The sequence below is a fragment of the Streptomyces sp. NPDC031466 genome, assembly GCF_055581265.1.
Genome location: NZ_JBVIJT010000005.1, coordinates 280512 through 305023, shown reverse-complemented (window position 1 = coordinate 305023; position 24512 = coordinate 280512). Strand labels below are relative to the sequence as shown.

The following is a 24512-nucleotide window of genomic DNA, read 5'->3' as shown; positions in this document are numbered from 1 at the left end:
GTCGGGGATGAGCACCAAGGACTTCATCGAGAAGGACTACTACAAGGTCCTCGGCGTCCCCAAGGACGCCACCGAGGCCGAGATCAAGAAGGCGTACCGGAAGCTCGCCCGCGAGAACCACCCGGACGCCAACAAGGGCAACGTCAAGGCGGAGGAGCGCTTCAAGGAGATCTCCGAGGCGAACGACGTCCTCGGTGACCCCAAGAAGCGCAAGGAGTACGACGAGGCGCGTGCCCTCTTCGGCAACGGCGGATTCCGCCAGGGCCCCGCAGGCGCCGGCGGCACGTTCAACTTCGACCTGGGCGACCTCTTCGGAGGCGGCGCCCCGGGTGGCGGTGGGGCGGCCGGCGGCGGCTTCGGGGGCGGTCTCGGTGACGTCTTCGGGGGCCTGTTCAACCGCGGCGGCGCGGGTGCCGGTGCCGGCACGCGTACGCAGCCCAGGCGCGGCCAGGACATCGAGTCCGAGGTCACGCTGAGCTTCACGGAGGCGGTGGACGGCGCCACGGTGCCGCTGCGCATGTCCTCCCAGGCCGCCTGCAAGGCCTGTTCCGGCACCGGCGACAAGAACGGCACGCCGCGCGTGTGCCCGACCTGCGTCGGCACGGGCCAGGTCTCGCGGGGCGGTGGCGGCGGCTTCTCGCTGACCGACCCGTGCGTGGACTGCAAGGGCCGGGGCCTGATCGCCCAGGACCCCTGCGAGGCCTGCCACGGCTCGGGGCGCGCGAAGTCCTCCCGCACCATGCAGGTGCGCATCCCGGCCGGGGTGAGCGACGGCCAGCGGATCAGGCTCCGCGGCAAGGGCGCGCCCGGCGAGCGGGGCGGTCCGGCCGGCGACCTGTACGTGGTCGTGCACGTCGACGCCCACCCCGTGTTCGGCCGCAAGGGCGACAACCTCACGGTCACCGTGCCGGTGACCTACCCCGAGGCGGCGCTGGGCGGTGAGGTCAAGGTCCCGACCCTGGGCGGACCCGCCGTCACGCTGAAGCTGCCCCCGGGCACGCCCAACGGCCGTACGATGCGGGCCCGCGGCAAGGGCGCGGTCCGCAAGGACGGCACCCGGGGCGATCTCCTGGTGACGGTGGAGGTGTCGGTCCCGACCTCTCTGTCGGACGCCGCCAAGGAGGCCCTGGAGGCCTACCGCGAGGCGACCGCGGGGGACGACCCGCGGGCAGAACTGTTCCAGGCCGCGAAGGGAGCATGAGATGGACGGCCGCCGTCGACAGTCCGGATTCAGTAGGGCGTACCAACTCACCGACGAGACGCCGGTGTACGTCATCTCGGTGGCCGCCCAGCTCAGCGGCCTGCACCCGCAGACCCTGCGCCAGTACGACCGACTGGGCCTGGTCTCCCCGGACCGCACCGCGGGCCGCGGCCGCCGCTACTCCGCCCGTGACATCGAACTGCTGCGCACGGTGCAGCAGTTGTCGCAGGAGGAGGGCATCAACCTCGCCGGCATCAAGCGCATCATCGAGCTGGAGAACCAGGTCGCGGCGCTCCAGTCGCGCGTCGCGGAGCTGTCCGCGGCCGTGGAGGGCGCCGCCGCGGCCATGCAGCAGCGCGAAGCGGCGGTGCACGCCTCCTACCGCCGCGACCTCGTCCCGTACCAGGACGTGCAGCAGGCGAGCGCGCTCGTGGTGTGGCGGCCCAAGAGGACGCACGAGCAGTAGGGACACCGAGGCATAGGGGACCGGCGGCGGTTCGCACGGCCTGAGTAGGCTGACGCAGGGGCCGGGAGGTGGCAACCTCCCGGCCCCCGTTCGCTGTTTTCCGCTGTTCGAACGGGGAGTTGAGCCGGCCATGGCCATGGTGGGGCTGTTCTGGATCGCCGAGGGCGATGTGTACGTGGGCGCGAAGCCGTCCGGGCTCGCCCCCGGGGTGCGGCTGACGCCGGAGGGCGTGGCGGCCCTCGGGGACCGGCAGTCGGCGTTCTGGCCGTGGGCGGACGTCCACACGCTGACCATCGACGACGTACCGGTGAAGTCGTTCAAACGGCATGTGGGCGTGGCCGTCGACCTCGTGCTGACGGTCGGCCTGGGCGGCTCGGACGAGGCCCCGACGATGACGGTGCGGATCGGCGGCGCCACGGGGGAGACGGAACTGACGGCGTACACCGCCCCGGCGGTCGGCTACTCCGCGACGGAGTACGACCTCTCCCGCGCGCTGCTCGGCCGCCTCACCCAGGGCGCGGCCACCCTCCTGACGACGCTGTCGGCGATGGCGGAGTGGGGCCGCCGGCACGAGGGGGGCTCGCCCCGGGCGGCCGCGCGGGAGGCGCTGCTGCGCGAGTGGCTGGCGGTGGCGGACGCTACTGGTCCCGCTCCAGGAGCCCCGACCGGCCGATGAGGTAGCCGAGCTGGGCGCGGCTGCCGCTGCCGAGGGTGGCGGCGAGCTTGGCGATGTGGACGCGGGCCGTACGGATGTTCATGCCGAGGCGGTCGGCGATCTCGGCGTCGGTGAGGCCTTCGACGAGGAGACCCGCGATGGCCCGCTGGCGGGGTGTCACGCCGCCTTCCGAGACCTGCGGGGCGGCCTGCGGCCACATGGGCGTGGCCAGCCGCCACAGCCGCCGGAAGGTGGTGGTGAAGTACTCCACGAGGGCCGGGTGGCGCACCTCCAGGGCGATGCTGCGGTCCTTGCTCGCCGGGATGAACGCGACGGCCCGGTCGAAGACGAAGAGACGGTCGGTCACCTCGTCCAGGGTGCGGGCCTCGGCGTCGCCGTGCAGCTGCTCCAGATAGCCGAGCACGGGCAGGGAATGGCGCGTCGTGTGCTGGTAGAGGGTCCGCATCCGGCAGCCGCGGCTGAGGATCGCCTGGTCGCGCGGGAAGGCCTCGGCCAGCGTCTCCGGCGGCCGGGTGCCGCCGGGCTGAATGGCCAAAAACTCCTCCCTGACGTCGTCCATCGCGCGGTCGATGGCCGCGTTGATGCGGCCGACGCCGTCCAGGACGGTGATGTGCGCCTCCGGGAAGGAGGCGCCCGTGACGTCCTCGCCACGGATACGACCGGCGCGGAGGGCCCGGCGCAGGTATACGGCCGAGCCCGCCTCGCAGAGATCCGTCACTGCGTGCGTCGTGAGTTCCCTGGCCATGTGTGCTCCCTCCCGCTCGGTTGAAGCGCGGCGATTCTATGCAGAGGGTGCGGGTGCGGACTGTCCTGCCGTGATTGAAGTGTCCACTTCTGGCGGCTGGTTCGGGCGGTTACTTCGGGCGGTCCGGGCTGAGCTTCGCCTGGTCGAGGATGCCCGACTGGGCGATGAGGTAGCCGAGCTGGGCGCGGCTGCCGCTGCCGAGGGCCGCGGCGATCTTGGCGATGTGGGCGCGGCAGGTGCGGACGTTCATGCCGAGCCGGCGGGCGATCGCCTCGTCGACGTGACCCTCGATCAACAGCTTGGCGATGGAGCGCTGGACGCCCGTGATGCCGTTGGGCGCGATGTCGTAGGGGACTTCCTCGGTCAGCGGCACCGCGCGCTCCCAGAGCTGCTCGAAGACCTTGCTGAGGTACTCGACCAGGCCGGGGTGGCGCAGTTCGAGGGCCACGCGCCGGTCGTCGCTCGCCGGGATGAAGGCCACGGTCCGGTCGAATATGATCAGCCGCTCGATCAGCTCCTCCAGGGTGCGGACCTGGACCTTGCCGCCCGAGATGCGGTCCACGTAGGCCAGCGTTCCCTGGCTGTGGCGGGCGGTGTGCTGGTAGAGGGTGCGGATGCTGACGCCGCGGTCGGTCAGGGGCCGGTCCCGCTCCAGGGCCTGGGTCAGGGCGTCCACCGGGCGGCCGCCGCCGGGCTGGATGGTCAGCACGGACGTGTTGCACTCGGCGGTGGCCGAATTCAGCGCGGCGTTGATGCGGTCGAAGCCCTCGAGGACGGTGATCGCGTGGATGTTCGCGGGGCTCTGGGCGCTGATCGTGACGAACTGTTCGAAGGAGTCCGTCAGCTCGATGGCGAGCCGCCTGCGGTCCTGGATCTCGCGTTCCAGCGGGTGCAGACGTTGGGCGAGGGCGACGGACGGGGGAACCGGGCGGAGCCAGTTGGCGTCATCCGGATCCGGGTGCAGCAGTGCGAATTCCACGAGGCACGGGGCCAGTTCCGCTTCGACACGATTGATGCGTCCGGAACGCAGCGCGTTGGCGTAAAGCCGTGCCCCCTCGTCGCACAGGTCAGTGACAGCATGGGGATGTGTCGGTTTTGTGTTGCTTGTGGTCATATCTCCACCCCCCAGGGTCCTGAACGTGCAAGAACATGATGCATCGCTCCTGTGGCGTTGACATGCCTGAATGAGCCATCGTCTTCATGGCCGGGGGAGAGGAATCCATCAAGTGAGGACGAAGCCGACTATGCGCGTGAGAATACTTGGCTCAGTGCTTGCCGCGGTCTTCTCTGCCGCTGTGGCCCTCGGTGCCCAGAGCGGCTCGGGCCTTGGCAGCGGAAATTCCGCGGTGGCGAACCCGGCGGACACCGGTTGGACCAGCGTGCAGGCGCTTCCGGTGGACACCGGTTGGACCAGCGTGGAGGCGCTCCCGGCGGGGGACACGGGCTGGACCGTGGGCCCGAAGGGTGCGCACACATGAGCACTCCTCCTGACGACCGCACCTTCCGCCGCGAGATGGCCACCGCCTATCGCTCCGGATGGCACTTCATCGATCTCGTGACCGCGATCCCGCATCGCGGCGACTCGCTGATGGTCACCCTGCTCGGCGAGCCGATCGTCGTCACCCGCGACGACGAGGAGGAGATCCGGGCCTACCGGTGCCTGCGGCGGCCGCGAGGAGCGCCGCAGCCCGTGCGGTGCGCCATCCGGTACGGGATGGTCTTCGTCAATCTCGACCGCCGCGACCACCAGTTGGTCGGAGAGGGCGAACAGCAGGACCCGGGGGCCATGACGAGCGCCCCGGACAGCATCACAGCCACCCCCCGCAGCGCCTGACGCGATTCCCCCGTCGTTGTAAATCGCGCAGGTGCTTCCCCCAGCAGCGGCGTCACCGTGGACCTGAACACGGTGGCGCCGCTGTGGCGTGCGCGGCCGGTGGCGCGTACGGGGCGTGCGCTCCAGGGCGCCGGGCCCGCGCGGGCTCAGGCCTTGCCCAGGGCGCGGGTGACCTCGATCTCGATCAGGACGCGGTCGGGGTTGGGTGAGGGGCGCCGCTCGTAGCGCGCCTCGTAGCGCGTCTCCGCGTCCTCGATCCGCTCCGGTTCCGTCCTGATCGTCGCGCGGCCCTCCAGCGTCGCCCAGCGCCGGCCCGCGAACTGGCAGACCGCCACCCGCGCCCCCGGCCCGTCCGGCGCGCCCGCCGCCGCGAGGATGTGCGCGACCTTCCGGCTCGTCCTGCGCGCGAGGACGCGGGCGGTGCCGGTCCGGGGGTCGTAGGTCACGCCGACCGGCACCACGTGCGGGGTGCCGTCCGGGCGCAGGGTGGTCAAGGTGCACAGGTGCCGTTCGCGCCAGAAGCTGAGGTAGGGCGCGGGCGGATTCCGCGGATCTATGGGCGCGGATGCGTGGCTGCTCATGGACCGGAACATAGCCGCCCCACCTTCCGACCCCTGCCTTGAGTGGAATAGACTCAACTTTGTGTACGTTGATTAAGTCAGCGTGAGAGGGAACCCGGCCGTCGGCCGAGTTCAGGACCCGTAGCCCGTTCGGTCCGTAAGGAGGACAAGCGCACGTGGACGCAGAGCTGACCAACAGGAGCCGTGCCGCCATCAACGCGGCCGGTGACCGGGCCGTACAGGACGGCCACCCCGACCTGACGCCGGAGCACTTGCTGCTGGCCCTCCTGGAGGGCCAAGGACGGCCGGAAAGCGCGAACATCACCGACCTGCTCGCGGCGGTCGACGCGGACCAGGCGGCCGTGCGCGCGGACACCGAGCGGGCCCTGGCCGCGCTGCCGAGCGTGACCGGGTCCACCGTCGCGCCACCGCAGCCCAACCGCGAACTGCTCGCCGTCATCGCCGACGCCGCGCAGCGGGCGAAGGAGCTGGGCGACGAGTACCTCTCCACCGAGCACCTGCTCATCGGCATCGCCGCCAAGGGCGGCCGGGCCGGACAGGCCCTCGCCGGGCACGGGGCCACCGACAAGAAGCTGCTGGAAGCATTCGAGACGACAAGGGGAGGACGCCGGGTGACCACACCCGACCCCGAGGGTCAGTACAAGGCGCTGGAGAAGTTCGGCACCGATTTCACCGCCGCGGCCCGGGAAGGGCGCCTGGACCCCGTCATCGGGCGGGACCAGGAGATCCGGCGGGTCGTGCAGGTGCTCTCGCGCCGCACCAAGAACAACCCCGTGCTCATCGGTGAGCCCGGCGTCGGCAAGACCGCCGTCGTCGAGGGCCTCGCCCAGCGCATCGTCAAGGGCGACGTGCCGGAGTCGCTGAAGAACAAGCGGCTGGTCTCCCTGGACCTCGGCGCGATGGTCGCGGGCGCCAAGTACCGCGGCGAGTTCGAGGAGCGCCTGAAGACCGTCCTGTCCGAGATCAAGGAGAGCGACGGCCAGATCATCACGTTCATCGACGAGCTGCACACCGTCGTGGGCGCCGGCGCCGGCGGCGACTCCGCCATGGACGCGGGCAACATGCTCAAGCCGATGCTGGCCCGCGGCGAGCTGCGCATGGTCGGTGCCACCACCCTGGACGAGTACCGCGAGCGGATCGAGAAGGACCCCGCCCTGGAGAGGCGCTTCCAGCAGGTCCTGGTCGCCGAGCCGTCCGTGGAGGACTCCATCGCGATCCTGCGCGGCCTCAAGGGGCGCTACGAGGCGCACCACAAGGTCCAGATCGCCGACAGCGCCCTGGTGGCCGCCGCGACGCTCTCCGACCGGTACATCACCTCCCGCTTCCTGCCGGACAAGGCCATCGACCTCGTGGACGAGGCCGCCTCCCGGCTGCGCATGGAGATCGACTCCTCGCCCGTCGAGATCGACGAGCTCCAGCGCGCCGTGGACCGGCTGAAGATGGAGGAGCTGGCGCTCAGCAAGGAGACCGACCCGGCGAGCAAGCAGCGCCTGGAGAAGCTGCGGCGCGACCTCGCCGACAAGGAGGAGGAGCTGCGCGGGCTCACCGCGCGCTGGGAGAAGGAGAAGGAGTCCCTCAACCGCGTCGGCGCCCTGAAGGAGAAGCTGGACGACCTGCGCGGCCAGGCCGAGCGCGCCCAGCGCGACGGCGACTTCGACACCGCCTCCAAGCTGCTCTACGGCGAGATCCCGACCCTGGAGCGCGACCTCGAAGCCGCCTCCGAGGCCGAGGAGGAGGCCGTCCAGGCCAAGGACACCATGGTCAAGGAGGAGGTCGGCCCCGACGACATCGCCGACGTCGTCGGCTCGTGGACCGGCATCCCCGCCGGGCGCCTCCTGGAGGGCGAGACGCAGAAGCTGCTGCGCATGGAGGACGAGCTGGGCAAGCGGCTCATCGGCCAGCACGAAGCGGTGCGCGCCGTCTCCGACGCGGTGCGCCGCACCCGTGCCGGGATCGCCGACCCCGACCGGCCCACCGGCTCGTTCCTCTTCCTCGGCCCCACCGGTGTCGGCAAGACGGAGCTGGCCAAGGCCCTCGCGGACTTCCTCTTCGACGACGAGCGGGCCATGGTCCGCATCGACATGAGCGAGTACGGCGAGAAGCACAGCGTCGCGCGGCTCGTCGGCGCCCCGCCGGGCTACGTCGGCTACGAGGAGGGCGGACAGCTCACCGAGGCGGTGCGGCGGCGTCCGTACAGCGTGGTGCTCCTGGACGAGGTCGAGAAGGCGCACCCGGAGGTCTTCGACGTCCTGCTCCAGGTCCTCGACGACGGGCGCCTGACCGACGGGCAGGGCCGGACGGTGGACTTCCGCAACACCATCCTGGTGCTGACGTCCAACCTCGGCAGCCAGTACCTGGTCGAGCCGCTGACCTCCGAGGAGGAGAAGAAGCAGCAGGTCCTGGAGGTCGTGCGGTCCTCCTTCAAGCCCGAGTTCCTCAACCGGCTCGATGACCTGGTGGTCTTCTCCGCGCTCACCAAGGACGAGCTGGCGCACATCGCGGAGCTGCAGATCGGCCGGCTCGCCAAGCGGCTCGCCGAGCGGCGCCTGACCCTGGAGGTCACGCCCGAGGCACTGGCCTGGCTGGCCCTGGAGGGCAACGACCCGGCGTACGGCGCGCGTCCCCTGCGGCGCCTGATCCAGACGTCGATCGGCGACCGCCTCGCCAAGGAGATCCTCGCGGGCGAGGTCAAGGACGGCGACGTGGTCCGCGTGGACCGCTGCGAGGACGGCCTGATCGTCGGCCCCTCGCCGGACACGCCGGGCAAGTCGCTGTAGCCCCCCAAGGGGCGCGGGGAACTGCGCGACCGGCCACCGCCTGTCCGCAGACGGCGAACGGCGGAAACCCGGCAGACGAGGTGCCGGGCTTGCCCCCGAGGGCCCCTCCTGGGAGAGGATGGGCCCATCCATACGAAGGGACAAAGCACGTGAGCATCGACCCGTCCTCGATTCCGAATTTCGGGGGACAGCCCGAACCGCAGCAGGGCGCAGGACCGGCGGGCCCCGTCGTCCCCGACCAGGACCTGGTGAAGCAGCTCCTGGACCAGATGGAGCTCAAGCACGTCGTCGACGACGAGGGTGACCTCGCGGCGCCGTGGGAGGAGTTCCGTACGTACTTCATGTTCCGCGGCGAGGACGACCAGCAGGTCTTCTCGGTGCGGACGTTCTACGACCGTCCGCACCAGATCGAGCAGAAGCAGCAGCTCCTGGAGTCGATCGACGACTGGAACCGCCGCACGCTGTGGCCGAAGGTCTACAGCCACACGCACGACGACGGCACGGTCCGCCTCATCGGCGAGGCCCAGATGCTGATCGGCACGGGTGTCTCCCTGGAGCACTTCGTGTCGTCGACGGTCAGCTGGGTGCGCGCCGCGATCGAGTTCGACCGCTGGCTGGTCGAGCAGCTCGGTCTGGAGTCCGAGGTGGACTCCGCCGAGGGCGACGCCGGCGAGCAGCCGGGCGACGAGGCCTGAGGGTCCGTACACCCACGAGAGCCCGGCCGGGACGACCCCGAGAGGTCGTCCCGGCCGGGCTCTTCGCCATGGCCCGTGAGGTGCGTGCTCAGACTGGTGTCTGTGCCAGGGTGTGCACTGCCGACGGGTCGCTCGTTCCGGTCGCGTCCCAGGCGCCCAGGGTGATCTCGGCGGTGATGCCGGGGCCGAATCCCGCGATGACGCCCGAGGCGGCGTGGTCGGCGCCGCCGTCCTGGAAGAGGCGTTCCAGGGCATCGAAGATGACCGCGCTGGCGATGTTGCCGCGTTCGGTGAGGGTGGCTCTGCTGTAGCGGAACATCGTCGGCGGCAGTCCCAGGTGGGTGCTCAGGTCGTCGAGGATCCTGGGCCCCCCGGCGTGGATGATGTAGAAGCCCAGGTCCGAGATGTCCCAGCCGCGCAGTGCGGCCATGTCGCGCAGGGCGGGTGCGAGGTCGGCCATCGTGCCCGGTACGCGCTTGTCCAGCAGGAAGTGGAAGCCGGTGTCGCGGACCGCGTAGGAGATCCATTCCTCGGTGCGCGGTACCAGGTGGGAGCCGTTGTGGTGCAGCTGTACGCCGGTGCCTCCCTGGCCGCGGACCACGGCGGCGGCGATGGCGTCCCCGAACAGGCCGTTGGAGAGCAGGTTTCCCACGAGCAGGTCCGTGGGCTGGTAGCACAGTGAGCAGAACTCGCAGGAGACGATCAGGACGTTCGCTCGCGGGTAGGCGGTGCAGAAGTCGTGGGCGCGGTTGATGGCCGCCCCGCCGGCGGCGCAGCCGAGCTGCGCGATCGGCAGTTGCCGGGTCTGCGGTCGAAAGCCCAGGGTGTTGATGAGCCAGGCGGTCAGCGAGGGCATCATGAAGCCCGTGCAGGACACGTAGACGATCATGTCGATGTCCTCGGGCGTCAGCTGGGCGTGCTCCAGCGCCCGGTGCACGGCTTCGGGGACCCGTGACTTCGCCTCTGCCTCGTACAGGGCGTTGCGTCGGGTGAGGCCCGGGTGGCGCAGGGTGTCCTCGATGGGTTGCACCAGGTGGCGGGTCTGGACCCCGGTGTTGGCGATGAGGCGCAGCGCGAGATCCAGTTGCGGGTGGCCGGCGTGGAGCTCGCGGGCCAGGCCCAGGGTCTGCTCCCGGGTGATGACGTGTTCGGGCACGGCGATGGCGGGTCTGCACAAAGTGGCCATGGTCAGCTCCTCACCAGACGACCGGCAGAGTCAGTGGATAGCGCCAGATCGACACGGTGTTCCACTGCACGTCCTGCGCCGGTACGGCCAGCCGCAGTTTCGGGAACCGGGCGATCAGGGTGCCGATGGAGACCTGGAGGACCATACGGGCGAGGTGGGAGCCCAGACAGTGGTGGCTGCCGTACCCGAAGGCCATGTGCGGGGCCGGGTCCTTCCGCTCGAAGTCGAGGGCGTCGGGCTGTTCGTAGACCAGGCCGTCGCGGTTGGCGGTCAGATAGGACACGTGCACGATGTCACCCGCCTTGATGAGCACGCCCGACAGTTCGACGTCCTCCAGCGCCACCCGTGGGATGCCCACGCCCTGGCGGAAGGGGATGTAGCGCAGCAGTTCTTCCAGGGCCCGGGGCACCAGTTCGGGGCTGTCCCGCAGCCGGCGCAGATGTGTGGGGCGGGTCAGCAGCGTGTAGAGGACGTTGCTGATGTCGTAGGTGGTGGTGTCGTGTCCGGTGACGACCAGGAGCATGGCCAGAACGGACAGCTCCCCTTCGTCCAGCATTTCCGCGCCGATGCGTGCGGTGGCCAGTGCGCTGATCAGGTCTTCGCCCGGGTCACGGCGCCGCGCGGCCGTCAGCGCGTCGAAATAGGCGCGCAACCCGGCCTTCGCCTCGGCCGCCGATGAACGGTCGGCGGCCCTCATGGACATCATGGCCATCGCCCAGCGGCGCAGTTGCGGCCGGTCCTCTTCCGGCACGTCCATGAGCTGGCAGATCGTCATCAGCGGCAGCCGGTCCGCAAGATGAGCGACGATGTCGGCGGGTGCGCCACCCGCCTCCATCTTGTCCAGCAACGTGTCCACGGTGCGCTGCGTCCAGGGCCGCAGTGCCTCGACCTGGGGTGTGGTGAAGGCTTTGATGACCAGCCGGCGCACGCGATTGAGCGCGGGCGGGTCCATCAGGTTGATCGCCTCGCGCTGGGCGATGGGGGCCGGGGTGATCCGGGGGAAGTCGCGGTCGACGAGCGCGGCACGGCTGAAGCGCCGGTCGGAGGTCACCGTCCGCACGTCCTCATAGCGCGTCACCAGCCAGCAGTCGCCCTCCCCGTAGGGCATGCGGACCCGGGCGACAGGCGACTCGTCGCGCATACGGGCCATGACCGGATCCGGTTCGAGGGCGTCGTCGTGTCGGAAAGGACACGTCCGCACAACGTCGGCAGCAGTCATCCTGGCACTCCCCTTGTGGCTGGACCCGGCCCGCGCGTGTCCTTGGCATATTCCTGCCCACGTTCAGCAGGAAAGCATCTCATTGCCACCTTTATGGAGTAATAACCCGACTATCGCACTTAGGGTCATCGCCCCACGCGGGCCTTCCCGGGGGTTACCTCCGCAGGAGTTCGCGGGCCCGGCCGTCGTCGTCCCGCGCGATCTCCAGCACGTCGACGACCGCCCCGCGGTTGACGGGGCCCCGGATGCGGGGCATCGAGACCGCCGGCGCCCCGGAAGGCGCGGCCGCGGCGGGTTCCTCCCAGCTCACCGGGGCATCGAGCTTCGCCTCATCGATGAGCAGCGCGACGAGCGGACCCTCCACCCCCGACAGGAAACGGGTGGCACTGGCCAGCAGCGCCTCCGTGCTGGGAGCACAGTGGACCGACCCGTCCCTGTGCAGAGTCGGCGGCGCGTAAGGGCGCTCGGGATCGGCCAGCCAGCGCTCGAGGGGTGCCGCGTGATAGATCATGCGACCAGTTATAGCGGGACCGTCAGCCGCTTGAGGCGGGTGACGGCCTCCTCCAGGACGGATGCCTTCTTGCAGAAGGCGAAGCGGACGAAGGGCGCGCCCGCCTCGCGGTGGTCGTAGAAGACGGCGTTCGGGATGGCGACGACGCCGGCCCGCTCGGGGAGCGAGCGGCAGAAGGCGAAGCCGTCGCTCTCGCCGAGGGGGCGGATGTCGGTGGTGATGAAGTACGTGCCGGCCGGGCGGTAGACGTCGAAGCCGGCGGCGGCGAGGCCCTCGGCGAGCAGGTCGCGCCGGGCCCGCATGTCGGCGCGGAAGCCGTCGAAGAAGGAGTCCGGCAGCGCGAGCGCCTCCGCGACGGCGTACTGGAAGGGGCCCGAGGAGACGAAGGTGAGGTACTGCTTCACCGAGCGGACCGCCGTGACCAGTTCCGGGGTGGACGTCAGCCAGCCGACCTTCCAGCCGGTGAACGAGAACGTCTTGCCCGCCGAGCCGATGGTGACCGTGCGCTCGCGCATGCCGGGGAAGGAGGCGAGCGGGATGTGCTCGGCGCCGTCGAAGACCAGGTGCTCGTAGACCTCGTCGGTGATGACGAGCAGGTCGTGCTCGACCGCCAGTTCCGCGATCCGGGCCAGTTCGGCGCGGGTGAGGACCGTGCCGGTCGGGTTGTGCGGGGTGTTGAGCAGCAGCAGCCGGGTGCGGGGCGTGATCGCGTCGCGCAGCTCGTCCAGGTCCAGGCGGAAGCGGCCGTCGCCGGGCCGCAGCGTGACCGGCACCCGCGTGCCGCCCGCGAGCGCGATCGAGGCGGCGTACGAGTCGTAGTAGGGCTCCAGCGCGATGACCTCGTCGCCCGGTTCGACGAGGGCGAGCAGCGAGGCGGCGATCGCCTCGGTGGCGCCGGCCGTCACGAGGACCTCGCGGTCGGGGTCGTAGCGCAGGGCGTAGCGGGAGAGCTGGTGTGCGGCGACGGCCGTGCGCAGCTCGGGGACGCCGGGGCCCGGCGGGTACTGGTTGCCGCGGCCGTCGCGCAGCGCGCGCACAGCGGCCTCGCGCACGGACTCGGGTCCGTCGGTGTCCGGGAAGCCCTGACCCAGGTTGATCGCGCCCGTCGACACGGCGAGCGCGGACATCTCGGCGAAAATCGTCGTACCGAACTCGGCGAGGCGGCGGTTGAGCAGCGGGCGCCCGCTCCCGGTGGTGGAAGTCATGGCCGCCATCCTGCGCCGAACCTCTGGACTTCCTCAACTCTGCTTTGGGCCGCGACGGCGAAGGGCATCCCCCTGTCACGCGAGGAGCGAGGCCCACGGGGGGACCGCGTCGCGGAGGAACGGAAGGAGCGTGGTGGTCGTGATCGTGGCCTTCATCTTCGCAGGAGTGATCATGTTCGTCGTGGCCATGGTGGCCGGCTCCCGGGGGAGCGCCAAGCGCCGCACGGGTTCGCGGTGGAGCTCGGGCACGGCGTCGAGCACGGCGGGCGGCGGCAGTTGGTGGGCCGGGGGCGGCGACAGCGGCTCCGGGGGCGGCGGTCACCACCACGGGGGACACTCCTGCGGCGGCGGCTCCTCGTGCGGGGGCAGTTCCTCGTGCGGGGGCGGCTCGTCGTGCGGGGGCGGGGGCGGATGCGGCGGAGGCAGCTGACACGGGGCAGCTGGTCCACCGATTCCCCGGGGCGCCCGGCGGGAGGCAACTCCCGCCGGGCGCCCCGGTGTTGCGTTCAGGCGTGCGAGATGAGGAGGCGCGCTCCGGCGGACGGACGGTCGTGAATCTTTGAACAGTTGAACTGTGCAACCCCCAGGGGGATGGAAATCACACGAAGTTGGGTAAAAGCGCTGTGGCACTGTCGTCGACCATGATTCCCTCTTAACCGCCAGTACCGCCCTCGGACGTCCCTCACGGGTTTCACGGACGAAAGCCCGGAGACCCGAACGGTGCCGTTCACGTGGGCACGAGCCGGTATTCCGACCTCCCGGTCACGACCCTCCCGGTCCACGACCCGGGTGCGCCGGCCCCACCTCCATTGCGTGTTAGCGGAGCCGACCCATGCTCACGACCCTGAAGACTGTCTACACCGACACGCGCGCCGCGGACCTCGCCTGGGCCCTGGGGCGCGAACCGTTGCCCGCGCTCGCCACCCTCGACGTGGAACTGGCCGACGCGAAAATGCAGTTGAGACTCCTCGGGGCCTCCCACCAGGTGCTCCTAGAGGAGGAGCAGGGCAGCTGCTCCGAGACCGTGGCCTGCATCCCCGGCAGCAGCACGCCGCTCCCGCTGGGCGTCTCCAAGCGGGTGGGCGACTGGGAGTACGAGTTCGCGGCGCGCGTCGAGACCCTCTCGCGCGGCCGGTTCGAGGGCCGCGCCCAGGAGTTGCTGGCCCTGGTGGCCGAACACCCGCACGGTCTCGCGGGGGTCTTCCCCGGCAGCCCGCACGCCTTCACCGCCCTGCTGGCCCAGCGGCACGAGGGCTCGGTGATGTGGCGCACCTGGCACGCGTACCCGCAGGACGGCCAGTTGGTCGCCACGCGGTCGCGGGTGGGGGTGCGGATGCCGCTGCCCGCGCCGCTGTGAGGGGGACCCGCCGCGCCCGGCGCGACCCTTTTGCACCCGTGCGGGGGACCCGGAGCAAGGCCGCCGTGACGTAGCGTTCTGTCGGTGCTCGACTCGACGGTCCGGTTGCCGGTCTCACCCCGGGCAGGACGGCTCCTCGTTCTGGTCGGCGTGTTCGTCTGCGCTGCCTGCGGGCTCGTCTACGAACTCGAACTCGTCGCCCTCGCCGCCTATCTGATCGGCGACCCGGTCACCCAGGCCTCCGTCGTGCTCTCCGTGATGGTCTTCGCCATGGGCATCGGGTCGCTGCTCGCCAAGCGGCTGCGGCGCCGCGCCGCCCTCGGGTTCGGCCTGATCGAGGCCGCGCTCGCGCTGGTCGGCGGGTGCAGCGCCATGGCGCTCTACGCGGCGTTCGCGTGGACCGGCGACCGGGGCGAGGCCTGGGCGGGCGGCTCGCGCCACCTCCTCGTCGCGTTCTCGCTGGCCATCGGCGTCCTCATCGGCGCCGAGGTGCCGCTCCTGATGGTCCTCATCCAGCGCATCCGGCGGCAGGACGCCGGGGGCGCCGTCGCCGACCTGTTCGCCGCCGACTACGTGGGCGCGCTGGTCGGCGGCCTCGCCTTCCCCTTCCTGCTGCTGCCGGTGTTCGGGCAGCTCACGGGCGCCCTGTTCACCGGCGCGGTCAACGCGGTCGCGGGCGGCGCGCTCGTCCTCGGTCTGTTCGGGCGGGACCTCGGCGTGCGCGAGCGGGCCGCGCTGATCGCCGCGAACGTGCTCGTCCTGTCGGTGCTCGCCACGGCCGCCGTCCTCGTCGGCGACTTCGAGCGGGCCGCGCGGCGGGCGGTGTTCGGCGCGGACGTGCGGGTCGCCGTCCAGACCGAGGTGCAGGAGGTCGTCCTCACCGGAGGGCGGCGGCGCTCCCTGGACCTCTACCTCGACGGGCGCCTGCGCATCAGCGGCCGCGACGAGCGCCGCTACCACGAAGGGCTGGTCCGGCCCGCGATGCGCGGCCCCCACGCGCGCGTGCTCATCCTCGGCGGCGGCGACGGCCTCGCGGCACGCGAGGTGCTGCGCCATCCGGGGGTGCGCCGCGTCGACCTCGTGGAGCTGGACGCGGGCGTCATCGCCCTCGCCCGGCACGATGCGGCCCTCAGCGAGCTGAACGGCCACGCCCTGCGCGACCCGCGGGTGCGGGTGGTGCGCGCGGAGGCGTTCCGCTGGCTGCGCTCGGAGCGCGCCGCGTACGACGTGGTGGTCTCCGACCTGCCGGACCCGGGCGGCACCGCGAGCGCGAAGCTGTACTCCCAGGAGTTCTACGGCCTGGCCGCCCGCGTCCTGGCCCCCCGAGGGCGCCTCGCCGTGCACGCGGGCCCCGTGTCGGTGCGGCCGCGGATCTTCTGGACCGTGGAGGCGACGGTGCGGGCGGCGGGCCTGCGGACCGTGCCCTACCGCGTGGTCGGCCCGCGCTCGGGGTTCGCCGCCGGGCCCGCCCGCGCCTCGGCGGGGGCGCGGGCGCCGCGCGACTGGGGGTTCGTGCTGGCCTCGCGGGCGCGTCCCGTGCTGCTGCGGGCGGCCGGGTCACGGGCGGTGCGCGCCGGGGTGCGCTCGGCCGCGCCCACCCGGGTGTCCGGCCTGGTGGCGTCCACCCTGGTGCATCCGCGTTACGCGAACTGACGTACACGGTCCGGTGAACCGGCGCACATAGTCGCGAGTGCGTGGGTAGGCTCCACCGACATGGAGCATGAGGTGTTCGTCCCGGTTGCCGCAGAGCGTCTCCGGCAGGTCCTGGCCGACCCCGAGCGGGTCGCCGGGGCGGTGCCCGCGCTCCAGCGCGACGCGCAGGAGACGGCGGGGCCGGTCTCCGGCCGCCTCAAGGTGCGTGTCGCGGGGCACACCATCACCTACCGGGGCGCGGCGCGGACCGAGGCCCGCGCCGACGGGGCGTACGTGATCGAGGGCGAGGGGACGGAGGCGCGCGGCTCCGGTTCCGTGCGGCTCACGCTGACCGTGCGGCTGCTGCCCGTCACCGCGGGGACGAACATCGCCTTCGAGGGCGCGGCCACGGCCGACGGCCGGATCACGGAAAGTTCTCCACAGGCTGTGGAGACCGCTGTGCGCAGACTCCTGGAACGGTTCGCGGAGGCCCTCGCCGCGGCGGCGCCCGCGGACTCCGGCCCGGCCGGGGCACCGGCCGCCTTCGGGACGGACGTCCCACCGCCGCCGCTCGCCCCGCGGGCCCCCGGAGCGGAGGATGACGACGACGATGACGACGACATCGAGGGCATGGACGACCTCGACAGCGCCGACGACCTCGACGACGAGGACGAGATCGACATCGACGTCAGCGACATCGACGACGACGTCAGCGACATCGACGTACCGCCCGCCGAGGCCGCCCACGCCCGCCGCACGATGATCGGCCGCAGCGCCGAGGAGGTCGACCACGCCCCGCCGCGCGGTCGGTACGCGCCGGCGCCCGTCCCCGAGACGCTCTCCGCCGGTGCCACGCTCCGCTGGGCCGCGCCCGCCGCCGCTTTCGCGCTGGCCTCGGCCGTCGTGGTCGGGCGTGCCCTGCGCCGCCGCCGGTGACCGCGTACACCGTAGGGTCGGCCGGATGAGTACCCAAGACGTGACTTTGACCGCGGGCGACGCGGAAGTGACCGTGCGGCCGGGCAACGGCTGCCGCATCGGGAGTCTGCGCATCGACGGCGTCGAGCTGCTGCGCCAGGGGGAGCGGTACGGCTGCTTCCCGATGGTGCCCTGGTGCGGCCGGATCGACCGGGGCCGGTTCCGCGACGGCGCGAGCGTCCACCAGATGCCGCTGAACTCCCCGCCGCACGCCATCCACGGCTTCGCCCGCGACGCCGCGTGGCGCACGGCGCGCACCTCCCCGACCGAGGCCGTCTTCACGTACGACCTCACCGACCCCTGGCCCCACCCGGGGCGTGTCACCCAGATCGTGGAACTGACCGAGGAGGCGTTGACGCTGCGCCTCGGCATCGAGACGTACGGCGACTCCTTCCCCGCGCAGGCGGGCTGGCATCCCTGGTTCAACCGCTCCCTGGACGGCGGCGGCGAGCCCGCGCGGATCGACTTCGCCCCCGCCTGGCAGGAGGAGCGCGGCGACGACCACCTCCCCACCGGCCGCCGCGTCGAGCCGCGCCCCGGCCCCTGGGACGACTGCTTCGGCATGCCCGACGGCGTCGACGTGACGCTGACCTGGCCCGGGCGGCTCGCGGTGAACGTCAAGAGCCGCGAGCAGTGGGTCGTGGTCTACGACGAGCAGGAGGCGGCCGTGTGCGTGGAGCCGCAGACCGGCCCGCCCAACGGGCTCAACACCGCGCCCCGCCTGGTCACCCCCATCGAACCGCTGGAGACGGCGACGACCTGGACCTGGACGCGGCTTTAAGCTGACAGGCATGACTGACGACGTACGTGGCGCGCTGCTCCAGCAGATCAAGGACAAGGCCGTGGTGCACGGCAAGGTGACCCTCTCCTCGGGTCTCGAAGCCGATTACTACATCGACCTGCGCCGCATCACCCTCGACGGCGAGGCCGCCCCCCTGGTGGGCCAGGTGCTGCTCGACCTCACCGCCGACCTCGACTTCGACGCCGTGGGCGGCCTGACCATGGGCGCGGACCCCGTCGCGGGCGCGATGCTGCACGCCTCCGCCGCGCGTGGCAGGCGCCTGGACGCCTTCGTGGTCCGCAAGGCCGCCAAGGCGCACGGCATGCAGCGCCGCGTCGAGGGCCCGGACATCAAGGGGCGCCGCGTGCTCGTCGTCGAGGACACCTCCACCACCGGCGGCTCCCCGCTCACCGCCGTCGAGGCCGTCCGTGAGGCGGGCGCCGAGGTCGTCGGCGTCGCCACGATCGTGGACCGGGCCACCGGCGCCGGCGAGAAGATCACCGAGGGCGCCGGCGTGCCGTACCTCTTCGCGTACTCCAAGGACGACCTCGGTCTGGCCGACTGACTCCGGCACGTCTGGAAAGATGGGGGCGACGATGTCGTCGCCCCCAGGTCAGGGTCAAGCAGCACAGCATCCCACCCGCACATCACAAGGAGCGGACACATGCCCATCGCAACTCCCGAGGTCTACAACGAGATGCTCGACCGGGCGAAGGCAGGCAAGTTCGCCTACCCGGCCATCAACGTCACCTCCTCGCAGACCCTGCACGCCGCGCTGCGCGGCTTCGCGGAGGCCGAGAGCGACGGCATCATCCAGATCTCCACCGGTGGCGCGGAGTTCCTGGGCGGCCAGTACAGCAAGGACATGGTGACCGGCGCGGTCGCGCTCGCCGAGTTCGCGCACATCGTCGCCGCGAAGTACGACGTCACCATCGCGCTGCACACCGACCACTGCCCGAAGGACAAGCTGGACGGCTACGTCCGCCCGCTGCTCGACGTCTCCGCCGAGCGCGTCAAGGCCGGCCGGAACCCGCTCTTCCAGTCCCACATGTGGGACGGCTCCGCCGAGACCCTCGCCGACAACCTGGCCATCGGCCAGGAGCTGCTCGCGAAGGCCGCCGCCGCCAAGATCATCCTTGAGGTCGAGATCACCCCGACCGGCGGCGAGGAGGACGGTGTCACGCACGAGATCAACGACGAGCTGTACACCACCGTCGACGACGCGCTGCGCACCGCCGAGGCGCTGGGCCTCGGCGAGAAGGGCCGCTACCTGCTCGCCGCGTCCTTCGGCAACGTCCACGGCGTCTACAAGCCGGGCAACGTCGTCCTCCGTCCCGAGCTGCTCAAGGACCTCCAGGAGGGCGTGGGCGCCAAGTACGGCAAGCAGTCCCCGTTCGACTTCGTCTTCCACGGCGGCTCCGGCTCCACCGCCGAGGAGATCGCGACCGCCCTGGAGAACGGCGTCGTGAAGATGAACCTCGACACCGACACGCAGTACGCGTTCACGCGGCCCGTCGCGGACCACATGTTCAAGAACTACGACGGCGTCCTGAAGGTCGACGGCGAGGTCGGCTCGAAGAAGACGTACGACCCGCGCACCTGGGGCAAGCTCGCCGAGGCCGGCATGGCCAAGCGGGTCACCGAGGCGTGCGCCAACCTGCGCTCCACCGGCACGAAGCTGAAGTAGCGCCCCTCGCCCCACGTGACGAAGGCCCCGGGTCGGGTGACCCGGGGCCTTCGCCGTACCGCCATGCAGCACACTGAACCCATGCCCATTCACAAGGATCTGCTCGGGGGACCGCCCCCGACCCACCTGCCCGACGACCCGGAGCCGCGCGAGCTGCTGGCGAACGGCACGGCGCCCGCCGACGTCGCCGCCAAGTACCCCACGTCCTCGCTGGCCTGGGCGCAGCTCGCCGACGAGGCGTTCGAGCGTGGCAGCGTCGTGGAGTCGTACGCGTACGCCCGCACCGGCTACCACCGCGGCCTGGACTCACTGCGCCGCAGCGGCTGGAAGGGCCACGGGCCCGTCCCGTGGGAGCACGAGCCCAACCGCGGCTTCCTGCGCGCGCTGCACGCCCTGGCGCGGGCGGCACAGGCGATCGGCGAGCAGGAGGAGTACGAGCGCTGCGCGGGCTTCCTGCGGGACTCCTCGCAGACCGCGGCCGTCACGCTGGGCTGACCTTGAGCGGGCTCGCGTCGCTTGCGTCGCGGGCCCGCGCGGTCGTGCCGTCGATCGCCCTGCGGGCTCGTCCTCAATCGCCGGACGGGCTCTTGGACAGGCCGGCGCCTAGCGCAGCCGGCCCAGCTGCGCCACGTCGTACGGCACCGCTTCCGCCAGGCGCCCCGTCACCGCCTTGTTCGCCCACTCTGGGTCACCGATCAGGGAGCGGCCCACCGCGATCACGTCGAACTCGTCCCGCTCCATGCGGTCGAGGAGCAGGTCGATGCCGGTGGACGCGGTCTCCTTGGCCCAGCCCTGCGGGCCCACGAACTCCTTGTCGAGGCCGACCGAGCCCACGGACAGCGTGGCCCTGCCGGTGAGCTTCTTGACCCAGCCCGCGAGGTTCAGGTCGCTGCCGTCGAACTCGGGCAGCCAGTAGCGCCGCGTGGAGGCGTGGAAGGCGTCGACGCCCGCGTCCGCCAGCGGCGTCAGCAGCGACTCCAGTTCCGCCGGGTCGGTGGCGAGCCGCGCGTCGAAGGCGTACGCCTTCCACTGGGAGAGGCGGAATATCACCGGGAACGTCGGCGAGACCGCCGCGCGCACCGCTGCCACGATCTCCCGCGCGAAGCGGGTGCGGGACGCGAGGTCGCCGCCGTAGCCGTCGGTGCGGCGGTTGGTGGTGCCCCAGAGGAACTGGTCGATCAAGTAGCCGTGCGCGCCGTGCAGTTCGACCCCGTCGAAGCCGATCCGCTCGGCGGCCGCCGCGCTGTCGGCGAAGGCGGCGATGACCGCGTCGATGTCCGCGCCGGTCATCGTGTGACCCTTGGCCGCGCCGTCCAGACCGATGCCGGAGGGGCCCACCGAGGGCGCCGAGGGGATCGGGCCCTGGCCCTCGTCGCGGGTCACGCCCACGTGCCAGAGCTGCGGGACGATCTTCCCGCCCGCCGCGTGCACGGCCTCGGCGACCCGCTGCCAGCCCGCGAGCGCGGCCTCGCCGTGGAAGTGGGGGACGCGGTGGCTGCTGCCGGCCGAGGGGTGGTCGACGTAGGTGCCCTCGGTGACGATGAGGCCGACGCCGCCGGCCGCGCGGCGGGCGTAGTACTCGGCGACATCCGTGCCCGGCACGCCGTCGGGCGAGAACTCACGGGTCATGGGGGCCATGGCGATGCGGTTGGGCAGGGTGAGGCCGTTGATGTCGAAGGGGCGGCCGAGAACACGTGCGGCGCGTGTGTCGCTCGTTCCCGTCGCGGCGGTGGCTTCCGGCGTCGCCTCCGGCGTGCTTTCCGGCGTCGCTTCCGTGGCTTCCATGCGGCCCTCCTGGGCTCTCGGTCCGGCGTGGGGTCCGGGCTCGGTCCGGCGTGTCGCCGGGGCCGGCCGGTCCGGGGTGTCACCGGGGTCGGTCCGGCGTTCGGCTCGGCCTTCGGCCGACGTGCAGCCGACGTTCGACCGGCGTTCGTTCCGGCCCCCACTACGAATGGCGTCCTACGATGCTGACAGCACTGTATGCCTTTTGCTGTTGTCGCCTTCGGGACGGGTACCGTGAGAGGCATGAACTGGCCAGCGACCGAGCGCCACTGCCTGAGTCCCGCGCCGGGCGGCCTCGCCCTCGTCCAGGAGCTCCTGAACACCGCGCCGGCCGACCGGCCCGGCCCCGCCGACCTGCCCGACCTGCTGGCCGACGGCGCGCTCGGCGCCGCCCAGGAGTGGGCCGACGGGGCGGTGCGCGGATGGGCCCGCGAGACGGGCCGGGCCGACGTCCAGCTCGTACTGACCGACGACGACCTGCCGAAGCTGCGCTGCCTGCGGGATCAGGTGCGGCGCGCGCTGGCCGCCGGTGACCGGAGCGGGACGGCGGTGCGCTTCACCTCCGCGCCCGTGGTCGTCGGACTCGCGGGTGACGGCACGCTGACCGTGGAACCGGAGGGCGCGGGGGCGCGCTGGCTGGCCTCCGCCGTGCTCGCCGAGTCGCTGCTGGCCCAGACCTCGGGCGTGTGGCGCCGCCTGAAGATCTGCCGCAACGCCTCCTGCGCCGCCGCGTTCTACGACCGCTCCCGCAACAACAGCGGCGTCTGGCACTCGGTGCGGGGCTGCGGGAACGCCGCCCACCTGCGGGCCTGTCGGGAGCGGCGCCGCGTCCAGGACGGCGTCGGCGACAGCAGCGTCAAGCTTTAGCCCGGGTCCCGAACGGGTGTGCCTTGCCGTTTCGGGGAAAGTTGCAGAGGATGCCGGTGGGGACCGGGGCCCCCGTGCCGGTACCGGCAGGGGCGGACCGCTACCCGGAGTACGTACGAGGAGACAGCGATGTCCCCAGAGGCGCATGAGACGCCCGCCGAGACGCACGAGGCCCCGAACCTCGACTTCGCCGGCACCACTCCGTACGAGGACTACGTCCAGGCGGATGTCCTCACCCACCTCCAGCACCTGCGTTCGGACGACCCCGGCGAGATGGTCTTCCTGGTCACCACCCAGGTCATGGAGCTGTGGTTCACGGTGATCGTCCACGAGTGGGAGACCGCCGCGAGCGCCCTGCGCCGCGACGACGTCCCGGTCGCCGTGGCCGCGCTCAAGCGCAGCATCCGCGAGCTGGAGGCCCTGAACCACTCCTGGACCCCGCTGGCCGGTCTGACCCCCGCGCAGTTCAACTCCTACCGGAGTTCGCTCGGCGAGGGCTCCGGGTTCCAGTCCGCGATGTACCGGCGCATGGAGTTCCTGCTGGGCGACAAGTCGGCGTCCATGCTGGTCCCGCACCGGGGCGCCCCGCGCGTCCACGCGGAGCTGGAGAAGGCCCTGCACGAGCCGAGCCTGTACGACGAGGTGCTCAGGCTGCTCGCCCGGCGGGGGCACGCGATCCCGGACGCCGTCCTGGAGCGCGACCTGACGAAGAAGTACGAGCCGTCGCCCGAGGTCGAGGCGGTCTGGACGGCGCTGTACTCCGGCGACGAGAGCGCCGAACTGGCCCGGCTCGGCGAGACGTTGACGGACGTGGCCGAGCTGGTCTGGCGCTGGCGCAACGACCACCTGGTCGCCACCCGCCGCGCGATGGGCTCCAAGACGGGCACGGGCGGCTCGGCCGGCGTGGCCTGGCTGGAGAAGCGGGCGACGAAGAACGTGTTCCCCGAGCTGTGGACGGCGAGGAGCCATGTCTGACCTGCGCAGCGAGGCCGAGGCCTTGGACGCGAAGGACGATCTGGCCGCCAAGCGCGCCGAATTCGTCCTGGACGACACCGTCTATCTGGACGGCAACTCCCTGGGCGCCCTGCCCGCGAACGTGCCGGACCGCGTCGCGGACGTCATCGCCCGCCAGTGGGGCGAGCTGCGCATCCGCTCCTGGGACGAGAGCGGCTGGTGGACCGCGCCCGAGCGCATCGGCGACCGCGTCGCCCCACTGGTCGGCGCCGCCCCCGGCCAGATCGTGGTCGGCGACTCGACCAGCGTGAACGTCTTCAAGGCGCTGGTCGGCGCCGTGCGGCTGGCCCGCGGCGAGAGCGGCGACCACCCGGACGGGGGCGGCGAGCACCCGGGCGGGGGCGGCGAGCACCCGGGCGGGAGCGGCCGCCCCTCGGTCGGGGGCAGCGGTCACTGGGACGAGCGGGGCCGCCACTCGGACGGGGGGCGCGACGAGATCATCGTTGACGCCACGACCTTCCCCACGGACGGGTACATCGCGCAATCGGCGGCCCGCCTCACCGGCTGCCGGCTGATCCCGCTCGCGCCCGCCGAGGTGCCGGCCGCGCTCGGCCCGCGCACGGCCGCCGTGCTGCTGAACCACGCCGACTACCGCACCGGCCGCCTGCACGACCTGCCCGGCCTGACGGCGGCCGCGCACGCGGTGGGCGCCCTCGCCGTCTGGGACCTGTGCCACACGGCGGGCGCCCTGCCCGTCGGCCTGGACGAGCACGGCGTGGACCTCGCGGTCGGCTGCACCTACAAGTACCTGAACGGCGGCCCCGGTTCACCGGCCTATCTCTATGTGCGCGAGGAGCACCAGGAGCGGTTCGACTCGCCGCTGCCCGGCTGGAACGCGCACGCCGAGCCCTTCGGGATGCGCCCCGACTTCGAGCCCGCCCAGGGCGCGGTGCGCGGACGCGTCGGCACGCCGGACATCCTGTCCATGCTCGCCCTGGAAGCGGCCCTCGACGTCTGGGACGGCGTCTCGGTCGACGCGGTACGGGCCAAGTCCCTCGCCCTGACGGACTTCTTCCTGCGGTGCGTCGAGGCGTACGTACCGCGCGGCCTGGTGGAGTCGCTCACCCCGGCCGCGCACGCCGAGCGCGGCAGCCAGGTCGCGCTGCGCTGCGCGGACGCCGGCGACGTCATGAAGCGCCTGGTCGAACAGGGTGTGGTGGGCGACTTCCGCGCGCCGGACGTGCTGCGCTTCGGCTTCACCCCGCTGTACGTCTCCTTCGCCGACGCCGAGCGGGCCGCCCGCGTCCTCGCGCGGACGCTGGCGGCGTGATGCCGGGGCGCGCGCCGGGCTGGTAGCGTCCGGCGGATCTTGGTCCCGTTC

At 71.9% G+C, this 24512-nt stretch carries 24 protein-coding genes; 16 read left to right on the top strand and 8 right to left on the bottom strand.

The genetic code is table 11. From position 1 onward, the window contains the following. Positions 1 to 7 precede the first annotated feature (7 nt). The 3 genes from dnaJ (at position 8) to ACZ5GP_RS13410 (ending at position 2343) form a co-directional block, all read left to right on the top strand. Positions 8 to 1201, top strand: a complete 1194-nt coding sequence (dnaJ, locus tag ACZ5GP_RS13420; RefSeq protein WP_468750981.1) for a molecular chaperone DnaJ — start codon at positions 8 to 10, stop codon at positions 1199 to 1201. 1 nt (position 1202) lies between these two features. Then, positions 1203 to 1667, top strand: a complete 465-nt coding sequence (locus ACZ5GP_RS13415) for a heat shock protein transcriptional repressor HspR (RefSeq protein WP_468750980.1) — start codon at positions 1203 to 1205, stop codon at positions 1665 to 1667. A 130-nt stretch (positions 1668 to 1797) separates the two neighbouring features. Next, the gene (locus ACZ5GP_RS13410) at positions 1798 to 2343 is read left to right on the top strand and encodes a hypothetical protein (RefSeq protein ID WP_468750979.1); all 546 of its coding nucleotides are present in this window, start codon (positions 1798 to 1800) and stop codon (positions 2341 to 2343) included. Here the strand turns inward: ACZ5GP_RS13410 and ACZ5GP_RS13405 are convergent. After that, entirely contained in the window at positions 2306 to 3088 is a 783-nt protein-coding gene (locus tag ACZ5GP_RS13405; RefSeq protein WP_468750978.1) for a helix-turn-helix transcriptional regulator, read from the bottom strand. The two genes, ACZ5GP_RS13410 and ACZ5GP_RS13405, sit on opposite strands and share 38 nt — an antisense overlap. 109 nt (positions 3089 to 3197) lie before the next feature. Continuing rightward, on the bottom strand, positions 3198 to 4202 hold the full coding sequence (locus ACZ5GP_RS13400) for a helix-turn-helix transcriptional regulator (protein ID WP_361079824.1): 1005 nt from the start codon (positions 4200 to 4202) through the stop codon (positions 3198 to 3200). A 360-nt stretch (positions 4203 to 4562) separates the two neighbouring features. Here ACZ5GP_RS13400 and ACZ5GP_RS13395 point away from each other — a divergent pair, with 360 nt between their 5' ends. Then, a complete protein-coding gene (locus ACZ5GP_RS13395) occupies positions 4563 to 4922 on the top strand; it encodes a hypothetical protein (protein WP_468750977.1) in 360 nt (119 codons plus the stop codon). Between the two features lie 146 nt (positions 4923 to 5068). Here ACZ5GP_RS13395 and ACZ5GP_RS13390 read toward each other — a convergent pair whose 3' ends face one another. Continuing rightward, positions 5069 to 5503, bottom strand: a complete 435-nt coding sequence (locus tag ACZ5GP_RS13390; protein WP_468750976.1) for a pyridoxamine 5'-phosphate oxidase family protein — start codon at positions 5501 to 5503, stop codon at positions 5069 to 5071. A gap of 155 nt (positions 5504 to 5658) precedes the next feature. Here ACZ5GP_RS13390 and clpB point away from each other — a divergent pair, with 155 nt between their 5' ends. After that, positions 5659 to 8280, top strand: a complete 2622-nt coding sequence (clpB, locus tag ACZ5GP_RS13385; protein WP_468750975.1) for an ATP-dependent chaperone ClpB — start codon at positions 5659 to 5661, stop codon at positions 8278 to 8280. A 149-nt stretch (positions 8281 to 8429) separates the two neighbouring features. Beyond that, positions 8430 to 8975 carry a type III secretion system chaperone family protein gene (locus ACZ5GP_RS13380; RefSeq protein ID WP_468750974.1) on the top strand — a complete coding sequence of 182 codons (546 nt, stop codon included), beginning with the start codon at positions 8430 to 8432 and terminating at the stop codon, positions 8973 to 8975. An 88-nt stretch (positions 8976 to 9063) separates the two neighbouring features. Here the strand turns inward: ACZ5GP_RS13380 and ACZ5GP_RS13375 are convergent, their stop codons facing one another. The 4 genes from ACZ5GP_RS13375 to ACZ5GP_RS13360 form a co-directional block, all read right to left on the bottom strand. Beyond that, entirely contained in the window at positions 9064 to 10161 is a 1098-nt protein-coding gene (locus ACZ5GP_RS13375; protein WP_468750973.1) for a type III polyketide synthase, read from the bottom strand. 10 nt (positions 10162 to 10171) lie between these two features. Next, positions 10172 to 11380, bottom strand: a complete 1209-nt coding sequence (locus tag ACZ5GP_RS13370) for a cytochrome P450 (RefSeq protein WP_468750972.1) — start codon at positions 11378 to 11380, stop codon at positions 10172 to 10174. Positions 11381 to 11534: 154 nt separating this feature from the next. Beyond that, positions 11535 to 11891, bottom strand: coding sequence for a DUF952 domain-containing protein (locus ACZ5GP_RS13365; protein ID WP_468750971.1), 357 nt, complete (start codon positions 11889 to 11891; stop codon positions 11535 to 11537). An 8-nt stretch (positions 11892 to 11899) separates the two neighbouring features. After that, positions 11900 to 13096, bottom strand: coding sequence for a pyridoxal phosphate-dependent aminotransferase (locus tag ACZ5GP_RS13360; RefSeq protein ID WP_468750970.1), 1197 nt, complete (start codon positions 13094 to 13096; stop codon positions 11900 to 11902). Positions 13097 to 13928: 832 nt separating this feature from the next. Here ACZ5GP_RS13360 and ACZ5GP_RS13355 point away from each other — a divergent pair. The 7 genes from ACZ5GP_RS13355 (at position 13929) to ACZ5GP_RS13325 (ending at position 20023) form a co-directional block, all read left to right on the top strand. Beyond that, positions 13929 to 14453 (top strand): DUF2617 family protein, encoded by a 525-nt coding sequence (locus ACZ5GP_RS13355; RefSeq protein ID WP_468750969.1) that lies wholly within the window; start codon positions 13929 to 13931, stop codon positions 14451 to 14453. A gap of 84 nt (positions 14454 to 14537) precedes the next feature. Further along, on the top strand, positions 14538 to 16106 hold the full coding sequence (locus ACZ5GP_RS13350; RefSeq protein WP_468750968.1) for a polyamine aminopropyltransferase: 1569 nt from the start codon (positions 14538 to 14540) through the stop codon (positions 16104 to 16106). Between the two features lie 60 nt (positions 16107 to 16166). Continuing rightward, positions 16167 to 17021 carry an SRPBCC family protein gene (locus ACZ5GP_RS13345; RefSeq protein ID WP_468750967.1) on the top strand — a complete coding sequence of 285 codons (855 nt, stop codon included), beginning with the start codon at positions 16167 to 16169 and terminating at the stop codon, positions 17019 to 17021. Positions 17022 to 17046: 25 nt separating this feature from the next. Further along, entirely contained in the window at positions 17047 to 17841 is a 795-nt protein-coding gene (locus ACZ5GP_RS13340; protein ID WP_468750966.1) for an aldose epimerase family protein, read from the top strand. Positions 17842 to 17851: 10 nt separating this feature from the next. Then, positions 17852 to 18406 (top strand): orotate phosphoribosyltransferase, encoded by a 555-nt coding sequence (pyrE, locus tag ACZ5GP_RS13335; RefSeq protein ID WP_358583625.1) that lies wholly within the window; start codon positions 17852 to 17854, stop codon positions 18404 to 18406. A 99-nt stretch (positions 18407 to 18505) separates the two neighbouring features. Then, positions 18506 to 19528, top strand: a complete 1023-nt coding sequence (gene fbaA, locus ACZ5GP_RS13330; RefSeq protein WP_205040202.1) for a class II fructose-bisphosphate aldolase — start codon at positions 18506 to 18508, stop codon at positions 19526 to 19528. A gap of 81 nt (positions 19529 to 19609) precedes the next feature. Next, positions 19610 to 20023, top strand: a complete 414-nt coding sequence (locus tag ACZ5GP_RS13325) for a DUF3151 domain-containing protein (protein WP_468750965.1) — start codon at positions 19610 to 19612, stop codon at positions 20021 to 20023. Positions 20024 to 20131: 108 nt separating this feature from the next. Here ACZ5GP_RS13325 and ACZ5GP_RS13320 read toward each other — a convergent pair whose 3' ends face one another. Beyond that, positions 20132 to 21313: an NADH:flavin oxidoreductase gene (locus ACZ5GP_RS13320; RefSeq protein WP_468750964.1), complete on the bottom strand. Its 1182-nt coding sequence runs from the start codon at positions 21311 to 21313 to the stop codon at positions 20132 to 20134. A 240-nt stretch (positions 21314 to 21553) separates the two neighbouring features. Between ACZ5GP_RS13320 and ACZ5GP_RS13315 the strand changes: the two genes are divergently transcribed. From ACZ5GP_RS13315 to ACZ5GP_RS13305, 3 genes are all read left to right on the top strand, one after another. After that, the gene (locus ACZ5GP_RS13315) at positions 21554 to 22177 is read left to right on the top strand and encodes a CGNR zinc finger domain-containing protein (RefSeq protein WP_468750963.1); all 624 of its coding nucleotides are present in this window, start codon (positions 21554 to 21556) and stop codon (positions 22175 to 22177) included. Positions 22178 to 22306: 129 nt separating this feature from the next. Continuing rightward, on the top strand, positions 22307 to 23152 hold the full coding sequence (locus tag ACZ5GP_RS13310) for a tryptophan 2,3-dioxygenase family protein (RefSeq protein WP_358583635.1): 846 nt from the start codon (positions 22307 to 22309) through the stop codon (positions 23150 to 23152). After that, entirely contained in the window at positions 23145 to 24461 is a 1317-nt protein-coding gene (locus ACZ5GP_RS13305) for a kynureninase (RefSeq protein WP_468750962.1), read from the top strand. Before ACZ5GP_RS13310 ends, ACZ5GP_RS13305 begins: the two co-directional genes overlap by 8 nt. The last annotated feature ends 51 nt before the right edge of the window (positions 24462 to 24512 follow it).

Bases quoted from the DNA above. Each gene is read 5' to 3' on its own strand.
- dnaJ (WP_468750981.1), top strand. From the start codon at position 8: ATGAGCACCAAGGACTTCATCGAGAAGGACTACTACAAGGTCCTCGGC.
- ACZ5GP_RS13415 (WP_468750980.1), top strand. From the start codon at position 1,203: ATGGACGGCCGCCGTCGACAGTCCGGATTCAGTAGGGCGTACCAACTC.
- ACZ5GP_RS13410 (WP_468750979.1), top strand. From the start codon at position 1,798: ATGGCCATGGTGGGGCTGTTCTGGATCGCCGAGGGCGATGTGTACGTG.
- ACZ5GP_RS13405 (WP_468750978.1), bottom strand. From the start codon at position 3,088: ATGGCCAGGGAACTCACGACGCACGCAGTGACGGATCTCTGCGAGGCG.
- ACZ5GP_RS13400 (WP_361079824.1), bottom strand. From the start codon at position 4,202: ATGACCACAAGCAACACAAAACCGACACATCCCCATGCTGTCACTGAC.
- ACZ5GP_RS13395 (WP_468750977.1), top strand. From the start codon at position 4,563: ATGAGCACTCCTCCTGACGACCGCACCTTCCGCCGCGAGATGGCCACC.
- ACZ5GP_RS13390 (WP_468750976.1), bottom strand. From the start codon at position 5,503: ATGAGCAGCCACGCATCCGCGCCCATAGATCCGCGGAATCCGCCCGCG.
- ACZ5GP_RS13375 (WP_468750973.1), bottom strand. From the start codon at position 10,161: ATGGCCACTTTGTGCAGACCCGCCATCGCCGTGCCCGAACACGTCATC.
- ACZ5GP_RS13370 (WP_468750972.1), bottom strand. From the start codon at position 11,380: ATGACTGCTGCCGACGTTGTGCGGACGTGTCCTTTCCGACACGACGAC.
- ACZ5GP_RS13365 (WP_468750971.1), bottom strand. From the start codon at position 11,891: ATGATCTATCACGCGGCACCCCTCGAGCGCTGGCTGGCCGATCCCGAG.
- ACZ5GP_RS13360 (WP_468750970.1), bottom strand. From the start codon at position 13,096: ATGACTTCCACCACCGGGAGCGGGCGCCCGCTGCTCAACCGCCGCCTC.
- ACZ5GP_RS13355 (WP_468750969.1), top strand. From the start codon at position 13,929: ATGCTCACGACCCTGAAGACTGTCTACACCGACACGCGCGCCGCGGAC.
- ACZ5GP_RS13345 (WP_468750967.1), top strand. From the start codon at position 16,167: ATGGAGCATGAGGTGTTCGTCCCGGTTGCCGCAGAGCGTCTCCGGCAG.
- ACZ5GP_RS13340 (WP_468750966.1), top strand. From the start codon at position 17,047: ATGAGTACCCAAGACGTGACTTTGACCGCGGGCGACGCGGAAGTGACC.
- pyrE (WP_358583625.1), top strand. From the start codon at position 17,852: ATGACTGACGACGTACGTGGCGCGCTGCTCCAGCAGATCAAGGACAAG.
- fbaA (WP_205040202.1), top strand. From the start codon at position 18,506: ATGCCCATCGCAACTCCCGAGGTCTACAACGAGATGCTCGACCGGGCG.
- ACZ5GP_RS13325 (WP_468750965.1), top strand. From the start codon at position 19,610: ATGCCCATTCACAAGGATCTGCTCGGGGGACCGCCCCCGACCCACCTG.
- ACZ5GP_RS13320 (WP_468750964.1), bottom strand. From the start codon at position 21,313: ATGGAAGCCACGGAAGCGACGCCGGAAAGCACGCCGGAGGCGACGCCG.
- ACZ5GP_RS13315 (WP_468750963.1), top strand. From the start codon at position 21,554: ATGAACTGGCCAGCGACCGAGCGCCACTGCCTGAGTCCCGCGCCGGGC.
- ACZ5GP_RS13310 (WP_358583635.1), top strand. From the start codon at position 22,307: ATGTCCCCAGAGGCGCATGAGACGCCCGCCGAGACGCACGAGGCCCCG.
- ACZ5GP_RS13305 (WP_468750962.1), top strand. From the start codon at position 23,145: ATGTCTGACCTGCGCAGCGAGGCCGAGGCCTTGGACGCGAAGGACGAT.